17 protein-coding genes are annotated in these 16,563 nt (G+C 66.7%); 11 read left to right on the forward strand and 6 right to left on the reverse strand.

Going from position 1 to position 16,563, the window contains the following annotated elements:
- The coding region (locus Q8T13_17240) for a protein kinase (GenBank protein MDP3719509.1) at positions 1-263 on the reverse strand (263 nt) is incomplete at its 3' end.
- A 194-nt stretch (positions 264-457) separates the two neighbouring features.
- On the opposite strand from Q8T13_17240, the gene Q8T13_17245 reads away from it, so the two are divergent.
- Entirely contained in the window at positions 458-658 is a 201-nt protein-coding gene (locus tag Q8T13_17245; protein ID MDP3719510.1) for a ribbon-helix-helix protein, CopG family, read from the forward strand.
- On the forward strand, positions 655-1,038 hold the full coding sequence (locus tag Q8T13_17250; GenBank protein ID MDP3719511.1) for a type II toxin-antitoxin system VapC family toxin: 384 nt from the start codon (positions 655-657) through the stop codon (positions 1,036-1,038). Before Q8T13_17245 ends, Q8T13_17250 begins: the two co-directional genes overlap by 4 nt.
- Positions 1,039-1,093: 55 nt before the next feature.
- Here Q8T13_17250 and Q8T13_17255 read toward each other — a convergent pair whose 3' ends face one another.
- The 4 genes from Q8T13_17255 to Q8T13_17270 are packed head-to-tail and all read right to left on the reverse strand — an operon-like array spanning position 1,094 to position 5,004.
- Entirely contained in the window at positions 1,094-3,889 is a 2,796-nt protein-coding gene (locus Q8T13_17255) for a protein kinase (protein MDP3719512.1), read from the reverse strand.
- 55 nt (positions 3,890-3,944) lie between these two features.
- Positions 3,945-4,460 (reverse strand): hypothetical protein, encoded by a 516-nt coding sequence (locus Q8T13_17260; GenBank protein MDP3719513.1) that lies wholly within the window; start codon positions 4,458-4,460, stop codon positions 3,945-3,947.
- Positions 4,457-4,669, reverse strand: coding sequence for a hypothetical protein (locus Q8T13_17265; GenBank protein MDP3719514.1), 213 nt, complete (start codon positions 4,667-4,669; stop codon positions 4,457-4,459). The genes Q8T13_17260 and Q8T13_17265 overlap by 4 nt, the downstream gene beginning before the upstream one ends.
- Before the next feature lie 38 nt (positions 4,670-4,707).
- Positions 4,708-5,004 (reverse strand): hypothetical protein, encoded by a 297-nt coding sequence (locus Q8T13_17270; GenBank protein ID MDP3719515.1) that lies wholly within the window; start codon positions 5,002-5,004, stop codon positions 4,708-4,710.
- A gap of 146 nt (positions 5,005-5,150) precedes the next feature.
- Here Q8T13_17270 and Q8T13_17275 point away from each other — a divergent pair, with 146 nt between their 5' ends.
- From Q8T13_17275 to Q8T13_17315, 9 genes are all read left to right on the forward strand, one after another.
- Entirely contained in the window at positions 5,151-5,513 is a 363-nt protein-coding gene (locus Q8T13_17275) for a VOC family protein (GenBank protein ID MDP3719516.1), read from the forward strand.
- A 29-nt stretch (positions 5,514-5,542) separates the two neighbouring features.
- Positions 5,543-6,193: a DUF2911 domain-containing protein gene (locus Q8T13_17280; protein MDP3719517.1), complete on the forward strand. Its 651-nt coding sequence runs from the start codon at positions 5,543-5,545 to the stop codon at positions 6,191-6,193.
- 41 nt (positions 6,194-6,234) lie between these two features.
- Positions 6,235-7,500 carry an alpha/beta hydrolase gene (locus Q8T13_17285; GenBank protein ID MDP3719518.1) on the forward strand — a complete coding sequence of 422 codons (1,266 nt, stop codon included), beginning with the start codon at positions 6,235-6,237 and terminating at the stop codon, positions 7,498-7,500.
- Entirely contained in the window at positions 7,497-8,795 is a 1,299-nt protein-coding gene (locus Q8T13_17290; protein MDP3719519.1) for a serine hydrolase domain-containing protein, read from the forward strand. Before Q8T13_17285 ends, Q8T13_17290 begins: the two co-directional genes overlap by 4 nt.
- An 87-nt stretch (positions 8,796-8,882) precedes the next feature.
- Positions 8,883-9,470, forward strand: coding sequence for a hypothetical protein (locus tag Q8T13_17295; protein MDP3719520.1), 588 nt, complete (start codon positions 8,883-8,885; stop codon positions 9,468-9,470).
- On the forward strand, positions 9,467-11,506 hold the full coding sequence (locus tag Q8T13_17300) for a PQQ-binding-like beta-propeller repeat protein (protein MDP3719521.1): 2,040 nt from the start codon (positions 9,467-9,469) through the stop codon (positions 11,504-11,506). The genes Q8T13_17295 and Q8T13_17300 overlap by 4 nt, the downstream gene beginning before the upstream one ends.
- A gap of 33 nt (positions 11,507-11,539) precedes the next feature.
- Complete coding sequence (locus Q8T13_17305; GenBank protein MDP3719522.1) at positions 11,540-12,766, forward strand: hypothetical protein; 1,227 nt, start codon at positions 11,540-11,542, stop codon at positions 12,764-12,766.
- A gap of 32 nt (positions 12,767-12,798) precedes the next feature.
- On the forward strand, positions 12,799-13,524 hold the full coding sequence (locus Q8T13_17310) for an HAD family acid phosphatase (protein MDP3719523.1): 726 nt from the start codon (positions 12,799-12,801) through the stop codon (positions 13,522-13,524).
- The gene (locus Q8T13_17315) at positions 13,521-15,044 is read left to right on the forward strand and encodes a VCBS repeat-containing protein (GenBank protein ID MDP3719524.1); all 1,524 of its coding nucleotides are present in this window, start codon (positions 13,521-13,523) and stop codon (positions 15,042-15,044) included. The genes Q8T13_17310 and Q8T13_17315 overlap by 4 nt, the downstream gene beginning before the upstream one ends.
- Before the next feature lie 55 nt (positions 15,045-15,099).
- Here Q8T13_17315 and Q8T13_17320 read toward each other — a convergent pair whose 3' ends face one another.
- Positions 15,100-16,560, reverse strand: coding sequence for a DUF1501 domain-containing protein (locus tag Q8T13_17320; protein ID MDP3719525.1), 1,461 nt, complete (start codon positions 16,558-16,560; stop codon positions 15,100-15,102).
- Between the last annotated feature and the right edge of the window lie 3 nt (positions 16,561-16,563).

Genomic DNA, 16,563 nt, shown 5'->3' on the forward strand with positions numbered 1-16,563 from the left:
TGGCGTCCGGCTTCAGCCGGACCTTCCTCGATGCCATAAATGGCGGCGATGTTGGGGTGATTGAGCGCGGCCAGCACCTCGGCTTCGCGCTGGAACCGTGCCATCCGCTCGCGATCGTTGGCGACGTCGGCGGGCAGGACCTTGAGCGCAACCTCGCGCTTCAGCTTCGAGTCTTTCGCCCGGTACACCTCGCCCATGCCGCCGGCCCCGAGCGAGCTGAGAACTTCGTATGGGCCGACCCGGGTACCGGCCGTGAGGCTCATGCGAAAGCCTCGCCGCGAGTCGAGGGGTAGGCGCCGAGGCGGGTGCCGGGGGACAGGGACATTGGGAAGAGCGCCGTGATTATAGTCGGGCCGGCCCCGGCGGCGTGGGCAGCAACATGCCCGGGTTTGCCGAGGCGTTTGCCTGCCGGGTCTTGGGAAGGCCCACGGGGTGGTTGTAATATCAGGGTATTACCATGGCGACCATCACTGTCAAGCTGGATAAGAAACGCGCCGCGCGCCTGGCGCGCTGGGCCCGCCTCACCAAGACGTCCAAGTCCGATGTGGTCCGCGCGCTCATCGACCGCGGCGGCCCGATCTCGACCGGTGACGATTTGTTGGAGTGGGTCACCGCCGCCGACGGCAAGGGGCTCGGCCTGGCACAGAAGGCGAAGTGAGCCGTCCGGTCCTGCTCGACTCATCGTTCCTGATCGCCCTCGAACGGGAAACGGCGGTCGGCGTGGCGGGTCCGGCCCGCCGGTTCCTGCCGGCGCTGCGCGGCCGGTCTCTCGTCGTGTCCGTCGTCACCGTGGCCGAACTCCTCGAAGGGGCCGCCGACGAGGCCGCGGCCTGGGCCTCGTTGCAGCGGTTTACCATCCAGGGAGTTCACCTTGCGCAAGCGCGTCGCTGCGCCGTGCTGCAGCGTCGATCGGCGCGGCGAATGGGCGAGAACGACGCGTGGCTGGTGGCGACCGCCGAGTCGCTGGATGCCGACCTGGTGGGTGCCGACGACACGGCGTTCGAACGGCTGGGTCCGCGCTATCTGCGGTTTCGCTAGGTTGTCGGGGGACGGCGGCCCGTGGTAGTTCACCTCGCCCATCCCGAAGGCATGGCTACGGCACCGGCACGCGCTGTCTCAACTCCTCGAACCAGTTCATGACGACGCGGATTTCCGAGAACGACCGGCGGGGGCTACCGTCCGAGGCCGGCGTGATCCCGATTAGGCGGCCGTCGGGGAGCACGTCCCAGGCTCGAACCTGGGGAGACAGACGGTCGCCGGTCACCGCGGCAGGGAATCTGACCGGCTGGCCGAAGGCGAGGCCGCCGTCTGCCGAGATCTTCGTCGCGGCCATCTGCCCGGCCGTGCCCGATGCCGAGTACACCAGCTCTTTGCCGCCCGCTGCCCAGATCGGATGGAAGTCGACAAATACTTTGGGCGCCTGGTAGACGGCGCCCGTCGGCGGAAATGGCTGCACGAAGACTCCACGATTTGGATCGCCGACGTTCTCGCCTTTTCCGGAGGCGTACGCGACCCAACGGCCGTCGGGCGAAAACACCGCGCCGATCTGCTCAACCGAGGTGACCTCCCCGAACGGTGAACTCTTGCCGTCGGCCGACGCCCGCATCCACAGCGCGTAGGGCAGCGGTCCTGGCGCCCGGGAGCGAACGGAATAGAGCAGTACGCGATCGTCCGGCGACCAGGTTTCGGGGATGTGCTCTTCGCTCGCCGCCGCCGTCGTCAGGCGCTCGACCGCGCCGCTGCCGTCGGCCTTCTGGCGGAAAATGCCGGCCGAGCCGCTGCGCTCCGACGCGAAGGTCAGCCACTGGCCGTTGGCGGACCACACCGGGTAGCGGCTCTGGCCCTGCAGCGTGAGACGCTGCGGGGCGCGCGACCCGTCGAGCATGTAGATGAGGAGGGAGGCGTCGCGGTCTGAGTCGATCGCGATTGCCACGCGCAGCCCGTCCGGAGAAAGGCGCACCTGCGAGTAAGGGCCGGGTGCCAGCGGCACCTTGGTGATCACCCCATTGCGATCGGCGATGGCCACTTCGTGGAGACCGCCCGCCCCGCCAGATGGCCCGGACACGTAGGCCACGGTGCCGTTCTGCGCGTAGGTGATCTGCGCGGCGCCTCCGGTGCTGCGGCGCACGCCATCGATCAAGGGCACCGCGTCGCCGCGCACCTGCGCCGTGGCCGGATCGGCGGGTGCCGCATAGACCACGCCGTCTTTCATATACACCAGGTGCCCGGTCGGCAGCAGGCGCGCTTCACGCGCTCCTTCGAGGATGGTCGTCCGCTGCCCGGTGACTAATGACTGCACCACGGTCTGCGCGAGGTCCCAGCGCCGGGCGCCGCCGTCGCTTGCTTTCGCCACGGTGAAGAGAATGGTGTTGCCGACGGGCAGGATCTGCGGCCCCAGGATCATCTCGTCAGCCGAGGCGGGTTTGACCAGGACCTCGAGCGCACCACCGGCCGGGTTGCACCGCCCGACGCCGCGCTCCCCCAGCCCCAGCAGGATGCCGGTGCTGTCCCATTCCATCGTCAGGGGTCCCCCGGTCTCACACACCGTGGTGGCGGCTCCGCCGCGCGCGCTTACCCGTTTGACAGCGAATTCGGAGCCCGAATGAAACGCGATCCACTCACCATCGGGCGAGTACGTCGGGGCAGACATGGCAGTGCCGACATCGGTGGCCGGCACGGGCAGCGCTTCGAACTCAGAGAATCGTCGAACGAACAGCTGATTGTTCGCGATGTACACGAATTGCTGCCCGTCGGGTGCCAGCGCAATCATGCGCCGATTGACCGTGAGCGCTTGACCCTCGGGGAGGGCATATCCGAATCGCATGACCGACGCGGTCGCCGGATCGGTCGTCCATTGGTACAGGGCCGCGACCGACGCCAGCACCGCCACGACCGCCGCTGCGGCCAACGGCGCGCGCGAAGGAGTGGGCGCGTTGGGGCCGGGGGAGGTTGGCGGTGCGGAACTGACCGCGGGTTCCTCGAGCACGAACCGCACCGTCGACATTGCCGACACGCGCCGCCGCGGGTCGCGTTCGAGACACCGCTTGATGAGCGACAGCCATGCGGGCGGGAGCGACGCCGGCAGCAAGGCCCAGTCCGGATCGCCACGCAGCACCGCCGCCAGCGTGTCACTGACATCTTCGCCCTGGAACGCGCGCTTACCGGCGAGCATCTCGTAGAGCACGCAGCCGAAGGCCCAGATGTCGGCACGCTTGTCGACCACCTTGCCCTTGGCCTGCTCCGGCGCCATGTAGGCGGCCGTGCCGAGTATCATCCCGCGCATGGTCATGGCGGGTGAGGTGATGGTGGGCGAGTTGGCGAGGGTATTTCCGACTCCCGACTCCCGGTTCCCGACTCCCGGCTCCAGTTCCTTCGCGAGACCAAAGTCGAGCACCTTTACGGTGCCATCCGGCCGCACCTTGATGTTCGCAGGCTTCAGATCGCGATGAATGATGCTCTGCTCGTGCGCAGCCTCGAGCGCTTCGGCGATCTGCTTCGCGATCGGCAGCGCTTCATCGAGAGGGATGGCGCCGCGCCTCAACCGCTCCGCGAGATCCTCGCCCTCGACCAGCTCCATCACCAGCGCTGTGGTCCGGCTAAAGCCGGACGCTACATCGGCGCCAATGTGGCGTCCGGCTTCAGCCGGACCTTCCTCAATGCCATAAATCTGCGCGATGTTCGGATGGTTGAGCGAGGCCAGCACTTCAGCCTCACGCTGAAACCGCGCCATGCGCTCGCGATCGTTGGCGACGTCGGGGGGCAGGACCTTGAGCGCGACTTCGCGCTTCAGCTTCGAATCTCTCGCCCGGTACACCTCGCCCATACCGCCGGCACCCAGCTGGCTGGTGACCTCATAGACGCCGATGCGGGTGCCGGGGGGCAGGGCCATTGGGGGAGCGCGGTGATTATAGTCGGGCTGCCCCCCGGTGCCCGGAACTGGCGGTTCAGTGAGCCGAGCGCCAGAGCACCGCGGCCGATGCCGGCAGCGCCGGCAAGTCTTCTTCCACCTCGGCGCTCAGGGCCGCGCCGGTTGGTAGCGCCAGCAATTGGCGGATGTCCCACAGGTCCTGCGTGCCCCCGGCGTACAACTTGAGCAGCACGAGGTCTCGCGCCTGCACGACCCGCTGCCCACTGGGTAGCATTCGGGCGCGGGTCACCGCGCGCTCTTGCCAGGCGTAGCGGCCGACAATCAAATCCACCGGCCGTTCGCCGCCGGCCGTCACTCTCACCACCCCGGCGAGTGGATCCTCCATGTCGCCCCGGCGCACGTCAATCGCGATGCCCGCCGCCGACAGTTCGGACCAGAATCCGGCGCCGAGCACACGATGGTCCAGCGTGAGCAGATCGAGATCAAGGCTGGAACGGACCACGCCGGCTGCGGCCAGAGCGGCCGCCCCGATCACCGCGTGGGCCACCTGCGCCGCATCGAGGAGCGCCGTCACGCGGGCGGCCAGGGTCATCGCTCGGCCGACGCGCTGGGACGCCGCCCCGACTGTCGCTGCCGCATCACGCGCTTGCGGCCTTCATCGAGGTCGATTCCGGCGGCCTCGCAGTAGAGCGCCAGGTCGTCGTCTCCCAGGCGCAGGGCCAGGTCAAGTCGAGCCGCGGGCTCCATTTGCCGGACGTCGTCCGCCGTCCGCTCGCGAAGGTAGTTGGCCAGGACGCTCACGGGCCCAGTATACGACCCCGCCGTCGTCTAAGGCCGGGTCAGCGCGTCACGTACTCGGCGAAGGCGATCCACGCCGGCGTAGCCGACAAGGCGAGGCGCCCGGGGATCGAGAAATACAGGATCGCGATGCCCCACCAGTAGATCGGTGACACACGCTGTCGCGACCAATAGTCGTAAGCGGCGCCGGCAATCGCGGGCATGAACGCCAGGACGAACAGCCCGATCGGGCCGAGCGGCAGCACGCCGGGCAGCCGCCCGACGGCGGCGAGAATGATCGACACGTAGGCGAGCAGCATCAGCCGCTTGTGCGCTTCCTTCTCACGGCGCTGAACCACCGCCGCGGTGACGAAACCCGCGGTGATTATAGTCGGGCTGGCCAGCGCCGGTTGTGTCGCGCGCCGCGGAAGTGTGGAATCATCGCAGGGCGAATTCGTTGGGAGACGACATGACCAGTGACAACACCATACGGGGCAGAAGCATCATGCCCAGCCTGACCGTTAACGACCTGAAGGCCAGCGAAGCCTTCTTCACCGGCCTCGGCTTCGAGATCGAAGATCGCTGGGAGCGGGACGGCAAGCTCCTGGGTCTGATGATCAAGGCCGGCGAGGCCCGCCTCGGCCTGAGCCAGGACGATGGCAAGAAGGGCGTGGATCGGGTGAAGGGCGTCGGCGTGCGCCTCTACATCGAGGCCCATGGCGACATCGACGCGGCGGCCGCGCGGGCCAAGGCGGCCGGCGTCACGCTCAGCCGCGAGCCGCACGACACCGAGTGGGGCACGCGCGCCTTCGAAGCGGTCGAGCCGAGCGGCTTTCTGCTGACCATTGCCTCGCCGGCGAAGTCGTAGTTCCAGTTTCCATTTCAAGGAGAGTTTCCATGCGTTTCGTTCTTTCAGTCGCGGTGTTGTGTGGCGCCATGGGCGCCGCGGTGTTGGCCCAGGCCGTTCCGGAAGTGAAGTTGGTGGCGTCGCCGCCTGGCCAGGCGGCGATCGAGGTGGCCGGCCAATGGGAGAAAACGGAGCAAGGTGGACAGGCCTATCGCAACGGCAAGTGGATTGTCGTGGACTACAGCCGTCCGCTGCTGCGCGGCCGCGCCGACATTTTCGGCGCCGGCGCCGACTACGGCAAGTTCGTCAATGCCGGCGCTCCGGTGTGGCGAGCGGGCGCCAATAACACCACGCGGCTGACGACGCAGGTGCCGTTGCAGATTGGCGACAAGACCCTGGCTCCCGGCGTCTACAACGTGTTCGTTGACCTGAAGCCGGGCAACTGGACGCTGGTGATGAGCAACCAGCCGGTGCAGGAGAAGTTCGATCCGAACGACAAGGTCCGCCTGTCGGGCGCCAGCAACTACGATCCGAAGTTCGACCTGTTGCGCGTGCCCATGACTGTGCGCACGGGCGATGCCTCGGTCGAGCAGTTCACCATCAACTTCACCAACGTCACTGCCACCGGCGCGACCATGACCATGGCGTGGGACAAGACCGTGGCGGCCATCGACCTCAAGGTGGCGGCAGGAACTAAATAGCAGAACCGGGTCGGCGCGCTTATAGTTGCCCCGGAGGCCCTATGAGCAGTCGCCGACCCACCTTCACCCGGCGCGAGTTCACGACGACGCTTGGTGCGCTCGCCCCCCTGGCAATGAGCGCTCGAGCCAACGCGCAACCCGCGGCGGCTGCGCCGATCGGTCCGCTCAGCCAGGGCGTGCTGCCTCCCGGCATCCGTTCGCGCTTCGTGGACGGCGTCAACGGCTTGCGCATGCACGTGCTCGAGGCCGGCTACGAAACGCCCGGCCGCCCGGGCATCCTCCTGATCCACGGCTTCCCGGAGCTCGCTTACAGCTGGCGCAAGATCATGGGCCCGCTGGCAGCCGCCGGCTACCACGTGTTCGCACCCGACATGCGCGGCTACGGACGCACCTCGCCCACGCCGGTGGACTACGACGCCGACCTGCGGCCGTTCGGCACCATCAACCGGATCAAGGACATGCTGGCGCTGGTGTCGGCGATGGGGCATCGATCGCTCCCCGCGGTGTTCGGCCACGACATGGGCTCGCCGCTGGCCGGCTGGTGCGCGCTGGCGCGTCCTGATGTCTTCAGGTCGGTGGTGATGATGAGCGCGCCGTTTGGGGGCGCGCCCACCTTGCCGTTCAACACCGCCAACACACCGAGGACGCCGGCGGCAGCGTCCGGGAGCCCCAACGCGATTTACGACGAGCTCGCCAAGCTGTCGCCGCCACGCAAGCACTACCAGCGTTACTACACGACGCGCGAGGCCAACGCGAACATGTGGCGACCGTCGCAGGGCCTGCTGGCGTTCTTCCGCGCCTACTACCACGCGAAAAGCGCCGACTGGAAACAGAACCACCCCCAACCGCTCGCGGCGCGCACCGCCACCGAGTGGGCGAAGCTGCCGCGCTACTACGTGATGGATCTCGACAAGGGCATGGCCGAACAGGTGGCGATCGACATGCCGGCGCCGGCCGAGATTGCCGCTAACCAGTGGCTGCCCGATGCCGAGCTTGCGGTCTACGTCGAAGAGTACGGCCGCACCGGCTTCCAGGGCGGCCTCAACGGCTACCGTGGCGCGCCCGGCGGCGAAGACCTGCAGCTGTTTGCCGGCAAGACGCTCGATGTGCCGTCGAGCTTCATCAGCGGCAAGCAGGACTGGGGCACCTATCAGAACCCCGGGTCGCTCGAGCGGCTCGAGAAGCAGATCACGACCCAGTACCGCGGCACGCACTTGATCGATGGCGCCGGACACTGGGTCCAGCAGGAACAGCCGGCGCCGCTCACGGCCTTGTTGCTTGAATTTCTGAAGAAGGAGACTCGATGAAGGCAACGCGATCGGCATTTCGCGCGCTCGTCCTGGTAGCCCTGGCCGGCTACGCCGTCACTGCCCAGCAGGCCGCGCCAGCGCCGGCCGTATCGACACCCGCATCGGTCGGCATCTCCGGCGAACGCCTCAATCGGCTCCATGCCGGGATGCAGGGCTTCGTCGATCGCAAGGAAGCCGGCGGGATCGTGACGCTGATCGCCCGCGACGGCAAGGTCGTCGACGTCACCGCAGTCGGCTTCCAGGATGTAGCTGGCAAGACGCCCATGCGCACCGACACGCTGTTCCGCATTGCCTCGATGACCAAGCCGGTGACCAGCGTCGCCGTGATGATGCTGTACGAAGAGGGCAAGCTGCTGCTCACCGATCCGGTGTCGAAGTTCATCCCGGCCTTCAAGAGCTCGCGCGTGCTCGAGGGCGCAGCCGAGGCGCCGGTCGCGGCGCGGCGTGGCATCAACCTGCGCGACCTGCTGACCCACCGCTCCGGCATCACTTATGGGTTCATCAACAATGGACCCGTCGGCGGCGGCTACCGACAGAACGGCGTCACCGATGGCCTGACCGTGACCAACATGACGCTGGCCGAAGCCATCGACAAGCTGGCCGCCGAACCGCTGATCGCGCAGCCAGGCGCGGCGTGGAACTACAGCCTCGCCACCGACGTGCTGGGACGTGTCGTCGAAGTGGCGTCGGGCATGCCGTTCCAGGTGTTCATGCGCGAGCGCATTTTCAAGCCGCTGCGCATGACCGACACCGACTTCATCGTGCCTGAAGCGAAGTGGTCGCGCCTTGCCACCGCGTATGCGCCCGACGGCGCCGGCGGCATCAGGCCCATGACCGATCCCGAATCGTTCGGCAATTTGACGATGTCGCCAAACGCTTCGTACAAGGACGGGAAGACCTATTACTCCGGCGGCGCGGGCCTGGTTTCAACCGCACGCGACTACGCGAAGTTCGGGCAGATGCTGCTGAACGGCGGCACGCTCGACGGCGCGCGGTTGCTCGGCCCCAAGACCATTGAGTTGATGACGGCCAGCCACACCGCGGACCTGCCCGGCTCGGGTCTGATCGGCGGTGGTGCCCAATTCGGTCTCGGCTTCCGCGTCGTCACCGACCTGGGCGCATCGCAGATGCTCGGCTCGAACGGCGTCTATGGGTGGAGCGGCATCTACGGCACGAACTTCTGGGTGGATCCCAAGGAGCGGCTGGTGGCCATCGTGATGGTGCAGCGCTATCCCGGATCGCCGGTCGCGGCGTCGTTTACGCCGCTGGTGTACCAGGCGCTGGTCAGATGAGCGTCAAGTCTGGGGGTGGTGTGGGTGGCCACGCTGCTGGGAACGTAGAGTACGAGATACCCTGATTCGAAGAAGGAGAACCTGGCCATGACGAAGTTGCTTGTCACAATCGGCGCCTTCAGCGCCACCCTGGTGGCGTTCGCACAGCCCATCGCCGAATCAACCTGCAAGGCGTGCCCGGCCTACTACATCGCGAACAGCGAGATCGAGGCCTACACGAAACGGGCGGTGGCGAAGAAGCTGACCGATCAGCAGGTCCGCTCGGTCGACGTCGGCAAGAGCGGCGTGGCGGTAGGCCTGGTGCACCGGCCGAAGATGGACGCGCCGGCGCCAAACAGTGTCGCCGAACACAACCAGGTCAGCGAGGTCTACCACATCATCTCGGGGTCGGCGACGCTGGTCACCGGCCCGTTCCTCGTGGGCGCGCTGAAGCGGCCGGCCACGAACGAGAATGTCCGGATGTTGAACGGCCCTGGCAGCAACGCCGCGTCGATTCAGGACGGGGTGACGCATCAACTCAAGGCCGGTGATGTAATCGTGATCCCGGCGGGCACGGGCCACTGGTTCACGAAAATCGACAGCGACATCACCTACCTGATGATTCGGATCGACCCCGACAAGGTGGTTCCGCTCAAGGACGAAGCGGCGTCGAAGGCGTACCTGGCGACGCCATGATGCGCCCGACGGCCGCTCTCATCGTTGCCGCCGGGCTTGCGGCGGCGGGCCCTGTGCTTCTGGCACAAACCGCCGCGGAGCCCGCCGGCGAATGGCGTTACATCGGCGGCGACGCTCATCACACTCGCTATTCGGCGCTGGATCAGATCACCGCCGCCAATTTCGAGAAGCTCGAGGTTGCCTGGACCTGGCGGGGCGACAACTTCGGTCCGCAGGTCGATCACCTCTTCCGCTCCACGCCCCTCTACGTCGACGGCCTGCTCTACACCGTGGCCGGCCAGCGGCGAACGGTGGCCGCGATCGATCCCGGAACGGGCGAAACGCTCTGGGTCTATCGCGAGCCGCACACGACTCGCTTCGACCGCGGCATGCGGAACAACTACGGCAAGGGAGTCGCCTACGGCGAGATCGACAAACGGCGCGTCATCTACTACACATCGCCCGCGTTTTTCCTGCATGCTCTTGACGCCAAGACCGGCCAGCACATCGAGAACTGGGGCACACGCGTGCCCTTGCCGGGTTTTCCGGCCAGCGGCGTGGTCGACATGCTGCCGGACTTGGTGCGTGATTGGCAACCGTGGGTGACGTCGGGCCTGAAGTACGACCCCGATAAAGGCATCCCGCGGGAACTGGGCAACCTGTCGACCTCATCACCGCCCATCGTCGTCAACGGCGTGGTCGTTGTCGGCAACGTGCACGAGCAGGGTTACTACCAGACGCGAATCCAGAACATTCCCGGCGACATCCTCGCCTACGACGCAAAGAGCGGCAGGCCCTTGTGGAAGTTCCACGTGATCCCGCGGCCCGGCGAGTTCGGCCACGAGACGTGGGAGAACGATGCGTGGCAACGTACCGGTGACGTGTCGTCGTGGGCGCCGATGTCGGCCGATCCTGCGCGCGGGCTGGTCTACATTCCCACCAATCCGCCGACGATCGATTTTTTCGGCGGGTTTCGCCCCGGCGACAACCTGTTCGGCACGAGCATCCTGGCGCTCGACGTCAAGACCGGCCAGCGCGTTTGGCATTTCCAGACCGTCCATCACGACATCTGGAATTTCGACAATCCGACCGCGCCGGTCTTGATGGATGTGGTCGTCGATGGACGACGCACGCCGATTCTGGTGCAAACCACCAAGCAGGGATTTGCGTACACGTTCAATCGCGCAACCGGCGCGCCAATCTGGCCGATCGTCGAGAGGCCGGTCGCGGCATCCGATCTACCCGGCGAGAAATTGTCGCCGACGCAGCCGTTTCCGACTCGACCGAAGGCGTTCGAGATCCAGGAGCTGAGCGTTGACAACCTGATCGATTTCACGCCGGAGCTGCGACAGGAAGCGATGGCGACGATCAAGAACTACAAGACCGGCCCGCTCTTTACGCCGCCGATCCAGGTGGGCCACCCCTCCGGCTTGCGATCGTTTGTGAGCTGCCCGGCCGGCGCGAGCAACATCAACGGGCCGACCGTGGCCGATCCTGAAACCGGCGTGCTCTTCGTCACCTCCCAGCGGCTGTGCCGGGCCGAGAACGTCGTGCCGGGCGAGGCGATGGACAAACCGAACGATCCGAAGACCACGGGTCAAACGCTCTCGCGATGGGTCGTGGCCAACCGCGGCGATCTCCGCGGACCAGACGGATTGCCGATCTGGAAGCCGCCGTACAGCCGGATCATCGCCATCGACATGGCCACCGGCGAGTTTCTCTGGGAGAAACCCAACGGCGACACGCCGGAGCACATCAGGAATCATCCGCGGCTGAGGGGCCTGAATATCCCGGCGACCGGCCAGACCACCCATGCGGTGATGATGCCGACCAAGACGCTGCTCCTCACCGCACCCGGCGGCGATCCGGTAATGTACGCGCTCGACAAACGCACTGGTGAACGGCTCGGCACGGTAAAGCTTCCAGCACCGGGCCAGTACGGAATGATGGGCTACCTGCATGGCGGCCGACAATACGTCGTGGTGCAGGTGGCCAGCGGCACTCTGCCCGGTTCGCTCGTCGCGCTGCGGTTGCCGGCAAGCGGGCGAGAGAAGTAAACGCTGTATGATGCGGCCGAAAAGAGGCGCCCCATGAGCCAACCACACAAGCTGACCGGACTCGCGTTCGCCGCGGTACTCCTCATGCTCGGGATCGCGCAGGCGTGGATCGACGGCCTCGACGCGCAAGGCCGTTCCGGCGCCGTGGCGCCGCGCTTCGAAGTGGATCCGTTGTGGCCGAAGCCGCTGCCGAATCACTGGGTTCTCGGCAACGTAATCGGCGTCTGGGCGGACGAGCGCGACCAGGTGTGGATTGTGCACCGCGGATCCGACACCCTGGCCAACAACGAAAAGGGGCTCGACCTGAAGTCCGCGGACTGCTGCGCGGGGGCGCCACCCGTGCTGGCGTTCGACGCGCAGGGCAACCTGGTGCGCTCATGGGGCGGGCCGGGCCAGGGCTACGATTGGCCCGCGTCCAACCACGGCATCTTCGTCGATCACGTCGGCAACGTCTGGATCGGCGGCAACGGCCCGGGCGACTCGCACATCGTCAAGTTCACGCAGGATGGCAAGTTCATCGCCCAGTACGGAAAGCCCAACGCCCGCCTGAGCGGCAAGGACGCGAAGGGGCAACCGACGTTCGCGCGCGGCAGTCTCGATCCGGACAACTTCGGGCGCGTGGCGAAGATCTTCGTGGACCCGAAGGCCAATGAAGCCTACGTGGCAGACGGGTATTTCAACCGTCGCGTCGCCGTGCTCGATGCCTCGACCGGAAAGATGAAGCGCTTCTGGGGCGCCTACGGCAACAAGCCGGATGACGCGATTGAACTCGGGCCGTACGATCCGGCCGCGCCGCCCGCCCGGCAATTCCGCAGCCCCGTGCACTGCGCCGACCTCTCGAACGACGGCCTGGTCTACGTCTGCGATCGGGTCAACAACCGCCTGCAGGTGTTCCGCGCCGACGGGACGTTCGTCAAGGAGGCGTTCTTCGCTAAGAACACCAGGTTGTCGGGCTCGGTCTGGGACGTCGCTTTCTCACGCGATCCGCAGCAGCGCCACCTGTTCGTCGCTGACGGCATCAACAATCGTGTCTACGTCCTGCAGCGCGACACGCTGGAACTGCTGACCAGTTTCGGCACCGGTGGCCGCCAGCCGAGCCAGTTCTACGGCGTGCACAGCATCGCCACCGACTCGCAGGGCAACGTCTATACGACGGAAACCTGGGAAGGGAAGCGGCTGCAGCGCTTCGTCAACAAGGGGCTCGGGCCGGTGACAACCTTGCACCAAGGCACCGTGTGGCCACGGACCCAGGGCCGCTGAGATGAACGTGGCGCCTGTGGTACCGTTCCCACATGCGTCGACTTCTCTCGGTCTTCTTGCTGCTGGCGGCGGTTTCGTGCGCAAAGGCCGCACCGGTCACCAGCACGTCAGCACCCCAGCCCCCGAGCGCTCAGCCACCTGAGGCGGTTCGCTGGGTCCGCAACTCCGCCGAGTACCACGCGGCGCTCTACCAGGTGTACCGGCTCGCGACCACGCGGGTCGAGCAGGCGGTGGCCAAGCGGCCGGCGGGCAGTTGGGCCGTCATTCTCGACGCCGACGAGACGGTGCTGAACAACTCGCTCTATCAGCTCGAACGCAGCAAGCTGGGGCTGGGCTTTACACCCGAGAGCTGGAACGCGTGGGTCAAGCGGCGCGAGGCCACGCCGCTGCCGGGCGCGGCGAGTTTCCTGAACCGCGTGCGCGCGCTCGGCGGCCGCATCGCGATTGTCACCAACCGCCTTGAATCGGAATGCGCCGACACGCGGGCGGTGTTCGACGCGTTCAAGCTCGCGTACGACGCCATGCTGTGCCGTCCAGACGGCAGCCCGTCGGACAAGAATCCGCGCTTCGCCGCGGTGGCCGAAGGCCGCTCGCCGGCCAGCACCTCGGCGCTCGACATTGTCGCCGTCCTTGGCGACAACATTCACGACTTCCCCGGCCTGTCGCAGCAGAGCAAGCAGCAGGGCGCGCCCGCGTTCACCGAGTTCGGCGTGCGCTACTTCCTGGTGCCAAACCCGATGTACGGGGGTTGGCAGTGACGCGATTGGTGCTGCTGCTCACGGTGGCCGGCACGTTCCTGCAAACTTCGTCGAGCCCGCTGTGGATCGACGTGACCGGCGACGTCCTCGGTCAAACCAGGTATTGGACCAACAAGGTCGAGATCGCCGATCTCAATGGCGATGGCCGCCCCGACCTGCTGTTTGCGAACGGCGGCGACTACTCGACGCCGGGCACGCCTGAGCCAAACCAGGTGTTCTTCAACACCGGCCCTGGCCTGCGGTTCCAGGATGTGACGTCACAAGTGCTCGGCGACACGCCCGACCTCGCGCGCGTCATCAAGGCACGCGATCTGAACGCCGATGGCTTCGTCGACATCATCGTCGGCGCCACCTACCAGACGCAAAGCCGGCTCTTCATGGGATCAGGCCAGGGCCGCTTCGCCGAGGTCACGAAGACGCACTTGCCGGCCATGCGGTTGAGCGTCGGCGACCTCGAGCCGGGTGATGTTGACGGCGATGGCGATCTCGACCTCGTGCTCGCCGATTGGGGGCCCGGCAACAACATGACCAACGACGGCGGCCGCACCCGCCTGTGGCTCAACGACGGCACCGGCCGCTTCACGGATGCGACCGCGACACGCATGCCCGACATCCGCGTGCGCTTTTCGTGGGATCTCGAGCTGGCCGACGTCGACAACGACGCCGACCTCGACGTGCTGGTGTCGTGCAAGCGCTGCCCCGGCAGCCACCTGTTTCGTAACGACGGTACCGGCATGTTTACGGACGATGGGCGGGGCGTGCCGCAGTACACGAACAATTACGAGTTCGAGCCGATGGACCTTGATGGCGACGGGTGGCTCGACCTGGTGACCATGAACGATGGCGAGATCGTGGGCGGCAACGGCTCGAACCGTCGCGAGCACGTGTTCCGCAACGACGGCAAGGGCCGCTTCCGCGATGTCACCGAGGCGTGGTGGCCGCTGACCGCCAACGTCGGCGAAGACGACAACATGGTGGCGTTCCTCGACTACGACTCCGACGGTGACGCGGATTTCGTGGTGGGGTCGCTCAGCGGCCCCGACCGGCTCCTGATCAACGACGGCAAGGGGCAGCTGTCGGTGAGGCTTGACGTGTTCGGCGGCGATCCCACACCGGGCACGCTCGGCATTGCGCTGGCCGATCTCGATGGCGACGGCCGCATGGACGTCGTGCAGGCGCAGGGCGAGCATCCCAAGGCGACCGACGAACGCGTGTTCCTCGGCCGAGGCCTGGCGCCGGACACGGCGCCGCCGTCGATCACCATGGTCGGGATGAAAGAGGCAGCGGGCCGCGCCACGGTCCACGCCCGCGTCCACGATCGCAAGAGCCCGAGCCTGGCCACCGAGTGGAAGAGCGTGACGGTGGAGTGGACCAGTGCGGCCGGCAAGCAGGAAGCGCCTATGCGTTGGTACGGCGAGTACCTGTGGCGCGCGGATTGGCCGGCGAACGTAGACCGAGCGGCGACCTATCGCGTGTGCGCCACCGACGCGTCCGGCAACTCCGCGTGCGGGCAGCCGTGATTTTCGACTCCCGACTCCCGACTCCCGACTCCCGACTCCCGACTCCCGTCAGGCTCTAAGCGATGATGTCGTGAAGCACGTTGCCTGACACGTCGGTCAGGCGGAAGTCTCGCCCGCTGTACTGATAGGTCAGCTTCGTGTGATCGATGCCCATCAGGTGCAGGATGGTGGCGTGCAGGTCGTGCACGTGCACCGGCTTCTCGATCGCCTTGAAGCCGAAGTCGTCCGTGGCGCCGTAGGTGAGCCCGCCCTTCACGCCGCCGCCGGCCAGCCACATACTGAAGCCGAACGGGTTGTGATCGCGGCCGTTCTGTCCGCCGGCCATGCCGCCCACTTCCACCACGGGCGTGCGGCCGAACTCCGAGCCACAGACCACCAGCGTGTCGTCGAACAACCCGCGTGACTTCAGGTCCTTGATCACCGCGGCGAACGGCTGGTCCGAATCCTTCGCGTTCTTGCGGTGCTGCTGGATGTCGCCGTGCGCATCCCACGGATCGCCCTTGGCGTAGTAGACCTGCACCATGCGCACGCCGCGCTCGACCAGGCGCACCGCCATCAGGCAGCCGCGCGCCGTGCTGCCGGGGCCATACAATTCCAGCGTCGCCTGGCTTTCCTTGCGGATGTCGAACACCTCCGGCGCCTCGGTCTGCATCCGGTAAGCGGTTTCCATCGAGCTGATGGCGCCCTCCAGTTGCGGATCGGCCGGCGCGCTGCCGCGCTGCATGGCGTCGAGCGACGCCAGCAGGTCGAGCTCGCGGCGCTGCTCGGCGAGCGTGAAGTCCTTGTTGTGGATGAACGAGACCAGCTTCTTCGGGTCGAAGTCCTTGCCAACGATCTGATCGGGCCGTTCCACCTTGCTCGGGATGAACGTGCCCTGGTGCACGGCCGGCAGGAACGCGCCGTTCCAGAGCGGCGGCCCGACTGTGGTCGGCACGTCGGGGCACAGCACCACGTAGCCGGGCAGGTTCTGGTTCCCTGAGCCCAGGCCGTAGGTCAGCCACGAGCCAATCGACGGACGCCCGACCTGGATGTGGCCGGTGTTCATCATCAGCATCGACGGTTCGTGGTTCGGAATGTCGGTGTGCATCGAGCGGATCATGCAGATGTCGTCGGCGCAGCCGCCGACGTGCGGGAACAGCTCGCTGACCTCGAGGCCGCTCTGCCCGTACTGCTTGAACGAGAACGGCGAGCGCATCAGCGCGCCGGTCTTGCGCTCGGTCGCCACCGTGCCGCCCGGCAGCGGCTGCCCGTGGTACTTGTCGAGCATGGGCTTCGGGTCGAAGCTGTCGACCTGCGACAGGCCGCCGTTCATAAACAGGAAGATCACGTGCTTGGCGCGCGCGGGGTGGTGCAGGCCCTTCGCCATCGCCGCCGCCGCGGGCTTGCCTGCTTGATCGAGACCAGCGGCCGAGATCGATTTACCGATCATGCTGGCAAACGCCAGCATGCCGAAGCCGTTGCCAATGCGGCAGAGCGCTTCGCGGCGGGTGACGGGCGGGCGTGAATGATGCGACATGCG

The organism is Acidobacteriota bacterium (assembly GCA_030697165.1).
Classification (GTDB): domain Bacteria; phylum Acidobacteriota; class Vicinamibacteria; order Vicinamibacterales; family UBA2999; genus 12-FULL-67-14b.

Coding starts and splice junctions, on each gene's coding strand:
- Q8T13_17255 (MDP3719512.1), bottom strand. CDS start 3,889: ATGGCCCTGCCCCCCGGCACCCGCATCGGCGTCTATGAGGTCACCAGC.
- Q8T13_17300 (MDP3719521.1), top strand. CDS start 9,467: ATGATGCGCCCGACGGCCGCTCTCATCGTTGCCGCCGGGCTTGCGGCG.
- Q8T13_17320 (MDP3719525.1), bottom strand. CDS start 16,560: ATGTCGCATCATTCACGCCCGCCCGTCACCCGCCGCGAAGCGCTCTGC.
- Q8T13_17310 (MDP3719523.1), top strand. CDS start 12,799: ATGCGTCGACTTCTCTCGGTCTTCTTGCTGCTGGCGGCGGTTTCGTGC.
- Q8T13_17245 (MDP3719510.1), top strand. CDS start 458: ATGGCGACCATCACTGTCAAGCTGGATAAGAAACGCGCCGCGCGCCTG.
- Q8T13_17280 (MDP3719517.1), top strand. CDS start 5,543: ATGCGTTTCGTTCTTTCAGTCGCGGTGTTGTGTGGCGCCATGGGCGCC.
- Q8T13_17260 (MDP3719513.1), bottom strand. CDS start 4,460: ATGACCCTGGCCGCCCGCGTGACGGCGCTCCTCGATGCGGCGCAGGTG.
- Q8T13_17275 (MDP3719516.1), top strand. CDS start 5,151: ATGCCCAGCCTGACCGTTAACGACCTGAAGGCCAGCGAAGCCTTCTTC.
- Q8T13_17290 (MDP3719519.1), top strand. CDS start 7,497: ATGAAGGCAACGCGATCGGCATTTCGCGCGCTCGTCCTGGTAGCCCTG.
- Q8T13_17305 (MDP3719522.1), top strand. CDS start 11,540: ATGAGCCAACCACACAAGCTGACCGGACTCGCGTTCGCCGCGGTACTC.
- Q8T13_17295 (MDP3719520.1), top strand. CDS start 8,883: ATGACGAAGTTGCTTGTCACAATCGGCGCCTTCAGCGCCACCCTGGTG.
- Q8T13_17285 (MDP3719518.1), top strand. CDS start 6,235: ATGAGCAGTCGCCGACCCACCTTCACCCGGCGCGAGTTCACGACGACG.